Source organism: Metapseudomonas boanensis, assembly GCF_018704125.1.
GTDB lineage: Bacteria > Pseudomonadota > Gammaproteobacteria > Pseudomonadales > Pseudomonadaceae > Metapseudomonas > Metapseudomonas boanensis.
In genome coordinates this window covers 765,208-778,710 of the sequence record NZ_JAGTIS010000001.1, presented here as the reverse complement: position 1 = coordinate 778,710, position 13,503 = coordinate 765,208, and the positions used below count along the sequence as shown (strand labels likewise).

13 protein-coding genes are annotated in these 13,503 nt (G+C 59.8%); 1 reads left to right on the top strand and 12 read right to left on the bottom strand.

The window, feature by feature from the left end:
* Window positions 1-8: 8 nt before the first annotated feature.
* From J7302_RS03665 to J7302_RS03645, 5 genes are all read right to left on the bottom strand, one after another.
* Window positions 9-794 (bottom strand): dienelactone hydrolase family protein, encoded by a 786-nt coding sequence (locus J7302_RS03665; RefSeq protein WP_215370417.1) that lies wholly within the window; start codon window positions 792-794, stop codon window positions 9-11.
* Window positions 795-984: 190 nt separating this feature from the next.
* Window positions 985-2,883 (bottom strand): molecular chaperone HtpG, encoded by a 1,899-nt coding sequence (gene htpG / locus J7302_RS03660; RefSeq protein ID WP_215370413.1) that lies wholly within the window; start codon window positions 2,881-2,883, stop codon window positions 985-987.
* Between the two features lie 122 nt (window positions 2,884-3,005).
* Window positions 3,006-4,259 (bottom strand): MFS transporter, encoded by a 1,254-nt coding sequence (locus J7302_RS03655; protein WP_215370409.1) that lies wholly within the window; start codon window positions 4,257-4,259, stop codon window positions 3,006-3,008.
* A gap of 45 nt (window positions 4,260-4,304) precedes the next feature.
* Window positions 4,305-4,748 carry a PaaI family thioesterase gene (locus J7302_RS03650; protein ID WP_215370406.1) on the bottom strand — a complete coding sequence of 148 codons (444 nt, stop codon included), beginning with the start codon at window positions 4,746-4,748 and terminating at the stop codon, window positions 4,305-4,307.
* Window positions 4,745-5,224: a PaaI family thioesterase gene (locus J7302_RS03645; RefSeq protein ID WP_215370402.1), complete on the bottom strand. Its 480-nt coding sequence runs from the start codon at window positions 5,222-5,224 to the stop codon at window positions 4,745-4,747. Before J7302_RS03645 ends, J7302_RS03650 begins: the two co-directional genes overlap by 4 nt.
* Window positions 5,225-5,396: 172 nt before the next feature.
* On the opposite strand from J7302_RS03645, the gene J7302_RS03640 reads away from it, so the two are divergent.
* Window positions 5,397-5,612, top strand: a complete 216-nt coding sequence (locus J7302_RS03640) for a hypothetical protein (protein WP_215370396.1) — start codon at window positions 5,397-5,399, stop codon at window positions 5,610-5,612.
* 49 nt (window positions 5,613-5,661) lie between these two features.
* On the opposite strand, the gene J7302_RS03635 is transcribed toward J7302_RS03640, so the two are convergent.
* From J7302_RS03635 to odhB, 7 genes are all read right to left on the bottom strand, one after another.
* On the bottom strand, window positions 5,662-6,048 hold the full coding sequence (locus tag J7302_RS03635) for an MAPEG family protein (RefSeq protein ID WP_215370394.1): 387 nt from the start codon (window positions 6,046-6,048) through the stop codon (window positions 5,662-5,664).
* Entirely contained in the window at window positions 6,045-6,779 is a 735-nt protein-coding gene (locus J7302_RS03630; RefSeq protein WP_215370391.1) for a DUF599 domain-containing protein, read from the bottom strand. Before J7302_RS03630 ends, J7302_RS03635 begins: the two co-directional genes overlap by 4 nt.
* A gap of 106 nt (window positions 6,780-6,885) precedes the next feature.
* The gene (gene brnQ / locus J7302_RS03625) at window positions 6,886-8,199 is read right to left on the bottom strand and encodes a branched-chain amino acid transport system II carrier protein (RefSeq protein ID WP_215370806.1); all 1,314 of its coding nucleotides are present in this window, start codon (window positions 8,197-8,199) and stop codon (window positions 6,886-6,888) included.
* A 305-nt stretch (window positions 8,200-8,504) separates the two neighbouring features.
* Window positions 8,505-9,392, bottom strand: a complete 888-nt coding sequence (gene sucD, locus J7302_RS03620; protein WP_215370388.1) for a succinate--CoA ligase subunit alpha — start codon at window positions 9,390-9,392, stop codon at window positions 8,505-8,507.
* Window positions 9,392-10,558, bottom strand: a complete 1,167-nt coding sequence (gene sucC / locus J7302_RS03615) for an ADP-forming succinate--CoA ligase subunit beta (RefSeq protein WP_215370385.1) — start codon at window positions 10,556-10,558, stop codon at window positions 9,392-9,394. The genes sucD and sucC overlap by 1 nt, the downstream gene beginning before the upstream one ends.
* A 190-nt stretch (window positions 10,559-10,748) precedes the next feature.
* A complete protein-coding gene (lpdA, locus tag J7302_RS03610; protein ID WP_215370382.1) occupies window positions 10,749-12,185 on the bottom strand; it encodes a dihydrolipoyl dehydrogenase in 1,437 nt (478 codons plus the stop codon).
* Between the two features lie 68 nt (window positions 12,186-12,253).
* The gene (gene odhB, locus J7302_RS03605) at window positions 12,254-13,477 is read right to left on the bottom strand and encodes a 2-oxoglutarate dehydrogenase complex dihydrolipoyllysine-residue succinyltransferase (RefSeq protein WP_215370378.1); all 1,224 of its coding nucleotides are present in this window, start codon (window positions 13,475-13,477) and stop codon (window positions 12,254-12,256) included.
* Between the last annotated feature and the right edge of the window lie 26 nt (window positions 13,478-13,503).

The window sequence follows — 13,503 nt, the reverse complement described above, 5'->3', positions numbered from 1 at the left end:
GGGGCTCGTCAGGGTTGCGCAAACACCTCATCGAACAAGTCGTTCATGGCCTTGTAGGCACGCAAGGTAACAGCCGGGTGGTATTGGTTGCGCCCAGGAACATTGGCATCCGGGTCAGTGAATGAATGCACCGCCCCGCCATAGCTGACCAGTTGCCAATCCACCTTGGCAGCGGTCATCTCAGCCTGGAAAGCGTCGACCTGAGCCTTGGGTACTGACGGGTCGTCCGCGCCATGCAGGACCAGAATCGGCGCCTTGATCTGGCGAGCGTCGGCAGGATCAGGCGTATCCAGGTTGCCGTGGAAAGAGACGAAGCCTTTGAGCGGCGACCCTGAGCGGGCCAGCTCAAGGATACTGCCGCCACCAAAGCAGAAGCCGATTGCACCCAGCTTGCCGGGCGCCAAGGCCACCTGCCCATCTTGTGCCTTAAGGACATCGACTGCTGCCTGCGCCCGTTTGCGCATCAACGCCCGGTCTCCCCGCACGGCCGTTGCAGCCGCCTTCGCTTCATCGGGATTGCTGGGACGGATGTCCTTGCCGTACATGTCGGCGATGAAGATGACATAACGCTGGCCGGCAATGAGCTTGGCCTGCTCCGTAGCGGCCGGGGATACACCGAGCCAGTTGGGCACCATGACCAGGCCGGGGCGCTGTGACTTCTGCGTATCGTCATAAACCAGGGCCCCCTCGAAGGGCTTGCCGTCTATCTCGTATGGCACGGGCCGGCTGACCATCTCAGCCGCTGCCGAAGTACAAAAAGCGAGCAGGAACGGGGAAAGCAGCAATTTGTTCATGGGAACGGTCCTCTGCCTGGCAGTGGGACTAATAAGGTTAGACCTGCCACGCAGGCTGGGTCATCAGGTTTGCTAGATGCCACTCGGCCTTGCAGCGTGCTTCGCCTGCCAGGCAAGCGCGCAGGACGATCATGAAAAAGGAGCATGAAAAAGGCCCGCATTGCGGGCCTTTGGCGTTTCCAGACAAACGTCAGGCAGAAAGCTCGACCAGTAGTTTGTTGAGACGACGCACGTAAGCAGCGGGGTCTTTCAGACTATCGCCAGCTGCCAGGGCAGCCTGGTCGAAGAGGATGTGCGACAGCTCGCCGAAGCGGTCTTCATCCTGCTCGCCGTCGAGCTTCTCGATCAGCGGGTGAGCTGGGTTGATCTCGAAGATCGGCTTGGACTCAGGCACTTTTTGGCCGCTTGCCTCGAGGATCTGACGCATCTGCAGGCCGAGGTCCTCCTCGCCAATGGCGAGAATTGCCGGCGAGTCGGTGAGGCGGTGCGACACACGCACCTCGCTGACCTGCTCCTGCAGCGATTGCTTGAGCCGCTCGATGAGTCCTTCCTTGGCCTTGGCCACTTCCTCCTGGGCCTTCTTGTCCTCTTCCGAGTCCAGTTTGCCGAGGTCGAGGTCACCACGCGCCACGTCGACGAAGGCCTTGCCTTCGAAGTCGCTGAGGTAGCTCATCAGCCACTCGTCGATGCGGTCGGTCAGCAACAGCACTTCGATGCCTTTCTTGCGGAAGACTTCCAGGTGCGGGCTGTTCTTGACCTGCGAGTAACTCTCGCCGGTGAGGTAGTAAATCTTGTCCTGGCCTTCTTTCATTCGGGCGATGTAATCGGCAAGGGCAACGCTCTGCTCCCCGGAATCATCGCTGGTGGAGGCAAAGCGCAGCAGGCCGGCGATCTTCTCCTTGTTGGCGAAGTCTTCGGCCGGGCCTTCCTTCAGCACCTGGCCGAAGTTCTTCCAGAAGCCCTTGTACTGTTCGGGTTCGTTCTTTGCCAACTTCTCAAGCATGTCCAGCACACGCTTGGTCAGGGCCGACTTCATGGAGTCGATCACCGGATCTTTCTGGAGGATCTCGCGGGAAACGTTCAGCGACAGGTCGTTGGAGTCCACCACACCCTTGATGAAGCGCAGGTAGAGCGGCAGGAACTGGTCGGCCTGGTCCATGATGAAAACACGCTGGACATAGAGCTTCAATCCGCGCGGGGCTTCGCGGTGGTACAGGTCGAAGGGCGCGCGGGCCGGGACGTAGAGTAGCGAACTGTACTCCAGCTTGCCCTCCACCTTGTTGTGACTCCAGGTCAGCGGGTTCTCGAAATCGTGAGCTACGTGCTTGTAGAACTCCTGGTATTCCTCGTCCTTGACCTCCGTGCGCGGACGGGTCCAGAGGGCACTGGCGCGGTTGACGGTTTCCCACTCCTGCTCGGTCGGCGCATCTTCGCCATGGTGTTCTTTTGGCAGCTCGATGGGCAGGGCGATGTGGTCAGAGTACTTCTTGATGACGTTGCGAAGACGCCAGCCATCGGCGAATTCCTCTTCGCCAGCCTTCAGGTGCAGGACGATGCGGGTGCCACGCTCAGCCTTGTCGATCGTCGCGACTTCGAATTGGCCCTCCCCCTTGCTCGACCAATGCACACCCGCGCTGGCCGAAAGGCCTGCACGGCGGCTGAAAACGTCAACCTTGTCGGCAACGATGAAGGCCGAGTAGAAGCCCACACCAAACTGACCGATCAGGTGCGAATCTTTTCTTTGGTCGCCCGAGAGATTCTTCAGGAAGTCGGCGGTACCGGACTTGGCGATGGTGCCCAGGTGCGCAATCACCTCGTCACGGCTCATGCCGATGCCGTTGTCTTCGAGGGTGATGGTCTTGGCATCCTTGTCGAAGCTGACACGGATCTTCAGCTCGGCGCCACCTTCCAGCAGCTCCGGCTTGGCCAGCGCCTCGAATCGCAGCTTGTCTGCCGCATCGGATGCGTTGGAAATCAGTTCGCGGAGAAAGATTTCCTTGTTCGAGTACAGGGAATGGATCATCAGGTGAAGCAGTTGCTTCACTTCTGTCTGGAAGCCCAGGGTTTCTTTTTGAGTCTCCACACTCATGGTCTTCTAACTCCACTTGGATGGCTTAGGCCGCAACAGCGGCGGATGTCATCCAGATGGGGGCATCGGCAAGGATTTCAAGTGCTTAGCCAACGCTCGCTCGCCTGCACAATGATCGACCTTCAAGGCTCGAGGAGTTCGATCCGTTCGATCTCCTCGGCACCAACACTGAAACTGGCCTCCCCTGACCCTCCCAGGCTGCGCCGGATCACCAGCCGCCCGTCCCGATCGAGACCGGCAAAGCGACCTTGCGCCATGCTGCCACGGAGCGTGGCTACACGTAGCTCGAGGTTTTGATAATCCCGGGGATTAGTCAGGAGCTGCTGGAGCGAAAAGTGCTCACGCCGATCGACCGGCAGAGACGTTGAAATGCTGCCCACCGCGTCCCGGGCTACCACCAGGGTCGCGGTTGCAGGCTGTGGAACGACCGGCGCAAGAGGCGGATAGCGATCGTTGCGAACACGCCAGCCACTGGCGTCATTCTTGAACAGCTGCAGCAGCAAATCCTGCGGCTGGCCCGCAATACGCGCCCCAACCTGCACTTCCAGCTCGCGCGCCGGCAGGCTCAAGGCTGGCAATGGACGCAAATCCACCTCACGGGTTGAGAAGCGGCGTTGCAGGTATTCACGAATCACGTGGGCCAGGGTATCCCGGGAGTCGTAGGTCGTGTCCACCCGCCCATCGCGATAGCGAAGCTGGTCCATGAACAGCTCCAACCTTCCAGTGAGGGTGGTGGCGAATCGTGGCGGCAGGACCAGATGAAACTCGCCCGCCAACTTGTTCGGCGCTACCGGCTGCAGATCAAGATGCAGCGTGTAGCCACGAGCAATGCGGCGCGCCTCTGGCAGTTCATGGTCCGGCAGCACCCAACTGATCTCTACTTCTGGCTGCTTGCCGGCATCTTGTGGCAGCACGTCTAAACGCAGCGCCCCCTGAGGTTGCTCGCCCAGACGAATGACGAGCTCGCGGCGTGCATAGAAGTCCTGCCCCTCACGCAGAGTCAGGACCCCGTCGATCAGTTCGGCATGCTGCGGCAGGAAACGCTGACCATTGAGTTCGCCACGCAGACGGACGTCCAACTCAGCCTGCTGGGGCTCGTCGCCTCCCATCCAACGCAAACTGAGGATGGCCTGCAATCGCCCCGGGTCCTGGGCGGCCAGCATGGTCACACCGACCACCAGGGGGATGGCCCCCATGCTGCCAAGCACTACGGCCTTTCGCGCGATGCGCCAGTGACGCAGAGCATAGGCGAGGTTGATTGGCGGGATCAGGCTGCCAATCCCCCAGAGCAGGCTGGTACCAAAGGCCAGCATCACGAGCCAGACCAGGCCCGTGATGATCAGCAGCAGGCCTCCAAGTATCAATAACGCAACCATCAAGCATTCCTAGGACAGGATAACGACCGCCACTGCCGGGTTATCTCAAGGTTCATCGACTTTGAAATGGGCGCGGGCCGTCGCGATCGGTTCGGTCTGAGTCGTCTGCCAAGCAGTGATCGCGACATTGGCCACCCGACGACCCTGGCGCCACACCAGGCATTGAGCATAAGTGTCACGATAATGACCAGCACGCAGGTAATCTATCGAGAAGTCGATGATTTTCGGCATATGGGGGGCGCCCATGAACATCAACAGGTGAAGCATTGCTGCATGCTCCATGAAGCCTGCTATTACACCGCCATGAATGGCAGGCAAAGTGGGGTTGCCGATGTTGTCCTTGTTCGCCGGTAGGCGAAAAACCACGTCCTCGCCCAAGCGCAGGCACTCGATACCGATCAAGCGGGCATAGGGAATAAGGCTGACCAGCGAATCGTAGTTGTTATTCTCGTGGGCTTCGCGCACCAATGCGTTGAGATCGAGGCTCATTGAGCAGCCCCCCGATTGGCTTCACTGTGCAATTTGATACCGCCCTGGACGGCTTTGCCCATTCGCATGAATGCGCCCACCACGTGGGCAATCGGCTGCTCGGGGTCGTCCTGATAAGCGTAGCCCCGAGTGAAAATGACGTTCGGCGTGACCCGGTAGCACTCAGCGAATCCGAAAACATCCTTGTTTGGCTCAGCCGGGTGCATATAGTCGATACGCAGATCGAGAGTCGGGCAGATTTCGAACTCAGGCAGCACGCAAACAGTCGAAATACCGCAGGTGGTATCCATCAAGGTAGTGATGGCTCCACCGTGGATCACACCGGTTTCCGGATTTCCTATGATGGAATCACTGTAAGGCAAGCGCAGGGTAAGGCCTTGCGGCGTCGCATCCTGAACACTGAGACCGAGCACCTGGCAATGGCGCAGTGCCGAGAGAAAGCGCCGAGCCTGTTCGATAAGGGTGTTTTCCGTCATGACAGTAACCTGGGCGGAGAATAGGCAAAGATTCGAATCATACCCTGCCCCTTACCTCCTTGCCGTGGACAAACGATCAGACTGATCAGTCCGAAAAGATTTATTGAACTTAGAAGCAGAACCGAAACTCAAAGGGCTATCTACGAGGAAAGCCCTACATGGAGGCTCAACGATGAAAAAAACCCTGTCTCTCGCTCTGCTGCTGGCTGCCAGCCTTGGTCTTGCGGCCTGCGATAAGAAGGAAGAGGCCCAGGCACCGGCTGCACCGGCAACCGAAACCCAGCCGAGCGCTCCGGCTGCACCTGAGGCCGCCACGCCGCCCGCCAGCGAGCCTGCCCCGGCAGCTCCGAGCACTGCTCCAGCCGCTCCGGAAGAGGAAGCCCAGTAAGGGTCCTGCCTCCTGGAACGACAAGGCCCGCTTATGCGGGCCTTGTCATTTAGAGCGCAGGACTGAGCATCAACAACAGGCAGCAGACTAATCCAACTACCCAGGTAGTACTGCGCGCCGTAGCCAGATCGCGCCAGTAAAAAAACAGGTAGAGAATCCGTGAAAGGATGAAGACGACCGCCAGCAGGTCGACGAAATAACCCTGGGTCTGGGTTACGTGGGCCATCAGGACCCCAGCGGCGAACAACGGAAATATTTCGATGCTGTTCTGGTGTGCAGCCAATGCCCTGGCACCGAAGCCCTTGAGCTGTGCCTGCTGAGCTCGCGGGTTGCGATTATCGTAACCACCCTCCTCCTGCATCGCCTTGGCAACCGGCGCCCTTGCCACGTAAATCAGCAAGGCGGCGATGAACAGGCACCAGAACGGGATACTCACTCCATCTTCTCCTTCGGAACATCCAGCGGCTGCGTGGGGGTGTAGACCATTACTTCCAACACATCAGAGTGAAACTCACGGCGATACAGCACGAGCACTACACCCGTGGTCGCAATCATGAAAAACCAAGGGTTGATAAACCAAGCCAACATCGCCAAACCGAAATAGTAGCTGCGCAATCCGAAGTTGAACTGGTTGGCGGCCAGCGACACTACACGCGCCGCCCGCTCGGCAAACGCCTTGCGCTCCTGTTCGGTAATGTGTTTCTCACCAACCATCGGCGCCGAGCCCACCAATACTGCTGCGAAGTTGTACTGACGCATACACCAACTGAAGGTGAAGAAGGCATACACGAACACCACTGCCAGCCCCAACAGCTTCAGTTCGGAGATTCCTCGGCTGGCGGTCTGCACGAATGGCAGATCAGCCAGCACCGACACCGCGCGATCCGTTGAGCCGAGTACTGTGAGGATGCCAGCCAGGATGATTAGGGTGCTTGATGCGAAGAACGAAGCATTGCGCTCCAGATTGCCAATCACGCTGGCATCGGCAATGCGGTTGTCACGCAGCAATACCCGGCGCATCCAGTCTTCGCGATACAGGTGCAGGACCGAGGCCAGGCAGGCTGTGTCCTTGGCCTTCCAGATCGCGTAACGGGTGTAGCCAACCCAGCAGGCGATGAACCAGAGGATGGCTAGCAAGTGCGGTAGGTTGCGCAGAATGGTCGACATGCGGATTCCTTGTAAAAGCGGCGCGAATTATAACCGTGAGAAGCCACTCCGGGCGCCAAGAAAAAGGCCACCCGGTGGGTGGCCTTTTTGGCTGACAGAATCGTGCTCAGGCAGGTGCTGGCAACCTCCGCCCCATCAAACGATCGACCAGCACCGCGACAGTGAGCGTCATCAGAACTGGCATCAGCCAGCCCAGGCTCTGGCCAGCCAGTGGCAAGCCAGCAAACATTGCCGGAACCAGACCAGCAAAACCGGCTGCCGTCAGCCCATCCACCAAACCGAACAACAGCGCTACCGCCATGGTTGGTACAAAGACACGGCGTGGGTCGAGCCAAAAACGGTCCATAAGACTCAAAGCCACCAGTACGATGGCCAGCGGATACAAGCCAACAAGGACGGGTACCGAGAGGCTTATCAACTGGGTCAGGCCCTGGTTGGCCACTCCCAGGCTGAACAGACCGAATACGATAACGACAGTGCGGTAAGACAGCGGCAGCATTCCGCTGAAGAATTCACCACAGGCAGTCAGCAGACCAACCGCAGTAGTCAGGCACGCCAGGGTAATGACCACAGCCAACAGCAGGCTACCCGCCACCCCAAAGGTGTGCTGCACATAGGCGGTAAGGATCTGCACCCCGTTCTGCGCTTCACCGGCAATCCCCTGGCTGGTTGCGCCAAGGTAGAATAGCGCCAGGTAGACCAGACATAGGCCCAAGGCGGCGATAGCCCCGGCAATCACCGAATAGCGGGTTACCAGGCTCGAGTCCTTGACGCCGTGGTCGCGAATGGCAGTCGCGATGACAATGCCAAAAACCAGCGCGCCCAGCGTATCCATGGTGAGGTAGCCCTGTAGGAAACCCTCAACCAGCGGAGCGGCCTGGTACTCGGCGGAACTGCTGCCAATGGCGCCAGCAGGTGCGAACAATGCAGCACCACCCAACACAAGCAGCGCCGAAAGCAACACCGGTGTAATTAATTTGCCGACGCTATCGACCAGCTTTCCTGGATTCAAGGCCAGGAAGAGCACTGCAGCGAAATAGGCCGCACTGTAGAGGAACAGCGCCAGGCTGCTTTCTCCGGTGAATGGGGCGACCCCCATTTCAAAGGACACCACGGCAGTACGGGGCGTGGCGAAAAGCGGGCCAATAGCCAGATATACGGCCACGGCAAACAGCAGACCCGCGCGCCGGCCCAAGGGAGCCGTCAGGCGATCCATACCGCCGCCCACGCGGGCCAGCGCGATCACCGTCAACAGCGGCAGACCGACGCCCGTGAGCAGGAAACCCGCAGCCGCACGCCAAACGTTCTCGCCTGCTGCCAAGCCCGCACTTGGCGGAAAGATGATGTTTCCTGCGCCCAGGAAAAGCGCAAATGTCATGAAGCCAAGGGCTAGAAGGTCCAGACCTTTCAATCGAGTCATAAAAGGGAATACCGCTGGCAGAAATTCATAAGTTCCGAAGGGTTTCCCGTGGAGTTGGGGAAACGTCATCCATCCGTTTGGGATTGATCGCTGGTGCCCCGCCTGCGCTCTTTTGGAGCGTGGCGAGCAAGGGAATTGCAAGGTTGATGATTTTACTTCGAGTTGCACCTGACGTGGATCAGGTTGTCGGCATAGCAACCTTTTCTGTCGCTCAGCTGACAAACGGTTTCCCTTGCGCAACGAATGGTTGCACCAGAAAAGCAAAGGCCACCCCAAGGGGTGGCCTTTGCTCGAGTCAGAATGCCTTAGGCGTTCTTGACTTCCCAGCCAGTCAGCTCGGCCAGGGCCTTGCCGATGTCGGCCAGGGAACGCACGGTTTTCACACCTGCGTCCTGCAGTGCGGCGAACTTCTCGTCCGCAGTGCCTTTGCCACCGGAGATGATGGCGCCGGCGTGGCCCATGCGTTTGCCCGGAGGGGCAGTCACACCGGCGATGTACGACACCACCGGCTTGGTCACGTTGGCCTTGATGAACGCAGCAGCCTCTTCCTCGGCGGAACCACCGATCTCACCGATCATGACGATCGCTTCGGTCTTCGGGTCTTCCTGGAACAGTTTCAGGATGTCGATGAAGTTGGAGCCCGGGATCGGGTCACCGCCGATGCCCACGCAGGTGGACTGGCCGAAGCCGGCATCGGTGGTCTGCTTCACGGCTTCGTAGGTCAGGGTGCCGGAACGCGACACGATGCCTACCTTGCCCGGCAGGTGGATGTGACCCGGCATGATGCCGATCTTGCACTCGCCGGGAGTGATCACGCCCGGGCAGTTCGGGCCGATCAGGCGTACGCCCAGCTCGTCGCACTTGACCTTGGCTTCCAGCATGTCAATGGTCGGGATGCCTTCGGTGATGCAGACGATCAGCTTGATGCCGCCGTTGGCCGCTTCAAGGATGGAGTCCTTGCAGAACGGAGCAGGAACGTAGATCACCGAAGCGTCTGCACCGGTAGCCTCAACGGCTTCCTTGACGGTGTTGAACACCGGCAGGCCCAGGTGGGTGGTACCGCCCTTGCCGGGAGTCACGCCGCCGACCATCTTGGTGCCGTAGGCGATGGCTTGTTCGGAGTGGAAAGTACCCTGGCTACCGGTGAAGCCTTGGCAGATGACTTTGGTGTCTTTATTGATCAGGACGCTCATTACTTGCCCTCCGCGGCCTTGACGACCTGCTGTGCAGCGTCGGTCAGGCTGGTCGCCGCGATGATGTTCAAACCGCTCTCGGCCAGCACTTTGGCGCCGAGTTCAGCGTTGTTGCCTTCCAGACGGACGACGACCGGAACCTTGACGCCAACTTCCTTCACGGCACCGATGATGCCTTCGGCGATCATGTCGCAGCGAACGATGCCGCCGAAGATGTTCACCAGAACGGCTTTCACGTTGCTGTCGGAGAGGATGATCTTGAACGCTTCGGTTACGCGCTCCTTGGTTGCACCGCCGCCAACGTCGAGGAAGTTGGCCGGCTTGCCGCCGTGGAGGTTGACAATGTCCATGGTACCCATGGCCAGGCCAGCACCGTTGACCATGCAACCGATGTTGCCTTCCAACGCTACGTAGTTCAGTTCCCACTTCTGCGCATGGGCTTCACGAGCGTCATCCTGGGACGGGTCGTGCATGGCACGCAGCTTGGGCTGACGGTACATGGCGTTGCTGTCGATGTTGATCTTGGCGTCCAGGCAATGCAGGTTGCCGTCAGCCTTGATCACCAGCGGGTTCACTTCCAGCAGGGCCAGGTCGTAGTCCTGGAACAGCTTGGCCAGGCCAACGAAGATGTGGGTGAACTGCTTGATCTGGTCGCCTTCCAGGCCCAGCTGGAATGCCAGCTCGCGGCCCTGGTAGGGCTGAGCGCCGACCAGCGGGTCAATGGTGGCCTTGAGGATCTTCTCGGGAGTCTCGTGGGCAACTTTCTCGATGTCCACGCCACCCTCGGTGGAAGCCATGAACACGATACGGCGGCTGGAACGATCTACCACGGCGCCGAGGTACAGTTCCTTGGCGATGTCGGTGCAGGATTCGACCAGGATTTTGCTGACCGGCTGACCATTGGCGTCAGTCTGATAGGTCACCAGGCGCTTGCCCAGCCAGTTGGCTGCGAAGGCCTTGGCATCTTCCTTGCTCTTGACCAGTTTCACGCCGCCCGCTTTACCGCGGCCGCCTGCGTGGACCTGGGCCTTCACAACCCATTCGCTGCCACCGATTTTATCGCAGGCTTCTGCGGCTTCTTCCGGGGTGTCTACGGCAAAGCCCTTGGATACGGGCAGGCCGTATTCAGCGAACAGCTGCTTACCCTGATACTCGTGGAGATTCATGCTTGTCTACCGTCTTCGTTTAGGTATTGCGCATTCGGCGCTGCATTCGTGGTGCCGCGCCACCTGTGACTGCCAGTGAAGGCAATCCGGCGGGCTTTCCGCGGCGAGCCCGAAGGCTCACGACGGGCAGCCCACCGTGGTTCTTCATCCCAGCGAAGACACGCGCGCGGCCGACGCTGGGGGATACTGCTTAGCGCTTCTTGCGGTTGGCGATGTGAATCGCGTGGCCGTTAACAGCAAGCGCCGCTTCGTGCAGAGCTTCGGAGAGCGTCGGGTGGGAGAAGACCATCATGCCGAGGTCTTCGGCACTGGTGCCGAACTCCATACCGATGGCCCCTTGCTGGACCAGCTCAGCAGCGCTCGGGCCGATCACATGAACGCCCAGGACACGGTCGGTCTTGGCGTCTGCGATGACCTTGACCAGGCCGGCGGTATCGTTGGCCGCCATGGCACGGCCGCTGGCCGCGAACGGGAAGGTACCGACGTTGACTTCAACGCCTTCGGCCTTCAGCGCCTGTTCGGTCTTGCCAACCCATGCGATTTCCGGGTGGGTGTAGATGACAGACGGGATCAGGTCGTAGTTCATCTGGGCTTTGTGGCCAGCGATACGCTCGGCGACCATGATGCCCTCTTCCGACGCCTTGTGGGCCAGCATCGCGCCACGAACGACGTCACCGATGGCGTAAACGCCCGGAACGCTGGTCGCGCAGAAGTCGTCGACGTAGATGAAGCCACGCTCGTCCATGGTTACGCCGCTGTCTGCAGCCAGGAGGTCGGTGGTCACTGGGCGACGGCCGACAGCAACGATCAGCTTGTCGAAGGTCAGCTTCTGCTCGCCTTGGGCGTCAGTGAAGTTAACGGTAACCTGCTTCTTCTTGACTTCTGAGCCGGTCACGCGAGCACCCAGACGAATCTGCAGACCCTGCTTGGTGAGGATTTTCAGGGCTTCCTTGGCGATCTGATCGTCGGCAGCCGGGAGAAACTTGTCCAAGGCTTCGATGACGGTCACTTCAGCGCCCAGACGTGCCCATACCGAGCCCAGCTCAAGGCCAATGACACCAGCGCCGATAACGCCCAGCTTCTTCGGCACGGACTGGAATTCCAGGGCGCCGGTGGAGTCGACGATCACGTCCTGGTCTACCGGCGCCGGCGGAATGTCGACCGGCTTGGAGCCAGAGGCGAGGATCACGTTCTCGGCTTCGACGATCTGCACCTTGCCATCGGAACCGGTCACTTCCACTTGCTTGTTGGCCAGCAGCTTGCCGTGGCCTTCCAGCAGGGTCACGCCGTTGGCCTTGAACAGGGTGGCCACGCCGCCAGTCAGGTTTTTGACGATGGTGTTCTTACGACCGATCATCGCCGGTACGTCGATGGTGACGCCCTTGGCTTCTATACCGTGAACTTTGAAGCCTTCATGGGCCTCGTGATACTTGTAGGAGCTGTCCAGCAGCGCCTTCGACGGAATGCAGCCGACGTTCAGGCAGGTGCCGCCCAGCGCGGTCTTGCCATCCTTGTCCTGGTACTTCTCGATGCAGGCGGTCTTGAGACCGAGCTGAGCTGCCTTGATGGCTGCCACGTAGCCACCTGGGCCCGCACCAATCACTACCACGTCGAATTTCTGGGTCATAACTCATTCCTTCTCGTATGAAACCGGACGGCCCCTGTATGGGGAGCCGCCGTTGGAGAGACTGCCGATCAGATGTCGAGCAGCAGACGAGCCGGGTCTTCCAGCAGGTCCTTGATGGTAACCAGGAAGCTTACAGCTTCCTTGCCATCGATCAGGCGGTGATCGTAGGACAGCGCAAGGTACATCATCGGCAGGATAACGACCTGGCCATTCACAGCCATCGGGCGCTCCTGGATCTTGTGCATGCCAAGGATCGCAGTTTGCGGCGGATTGACGATCGGACTGGAGAGCAGCGAACCGAACACCCCACCGTTGGAGATGGTGAAGGTGCCACCCGTCATCTCTTCGATGGTCAGCTTGCCGGCCTTGGCCTTCTTGCCGAAGTCGGCGATGCCGCCTTCGATCTCGGCCAGGCTCATGAACTCGGCGTTGCGCAGCACCGGTACCACCAGGCCACGGTCGCTGGATACCGCAACACCGATGTCTTGGTAGCCGTGGTAAACGATGTCGTTGCCGTCAATGGAAGCATTGACACCCGGGAAGCGCTTCAGTGCCTCGGTGGCAGCCTTCACGAAGAAGGACATGAAGCCAAGGCGAACTCCGTTATGCTTCTTCTCGAACAGATCCTTGTACTTGGCGCGCAGGTCCATGACCGGCTTCATGTTGACTTCGTTGTAGGTCGTCAGCATGGCCATGGTGGACTGGGCTTCAACCAGACGCTCAGCGACCTTGGCACGCAGGCGGGTCATTGGCACGCGCTTCTCGACGCGGTCACCAGCTGCAAAGATCGGGGCTTCGCTGGCCGGAGCGGCCGGCTTGGCAGCCGGCGCTGCCGGGGCGGATTTCTTGGCTTCAACGGCGGCGACGACGTCTTCCTTGGTCACACGACCACCTTTACCGGTGCCAGCGATGCTGTTCGGGTCGATACCATTCTCTTCGGCGAGCTTGCGCGCGGCTGGCGAAAGGATCGCATCATCGGCGGCTACGGCAGCGACGGCCGGAGCAGCAGGTGCGGCTGCCTGGGCTGCAGCGGCAGGTGCTGCAGCAGCGGCGCCACCAGCGTTCAGTTTGCCGAGCAATTCGCCACTGAGGACAGTGTCACCCTCATTCTTGACGATTTCGGTCAACACGCCGTCGGCCTCGGCCAACACTTCCATCACGACTTTGTCGGTTTCGATGTCGACGATCAGTTCGTCGCGCTTGACCGCATCGCCCGGCTTCTTGTGCCAGGTGGCAACGGTGCCGTCAGCGACCGATTCCGGGAAGGTTGGGGCTTTGATCTCGATAGCCATTCTGTGAGTTTCCTATCTGATTCGGT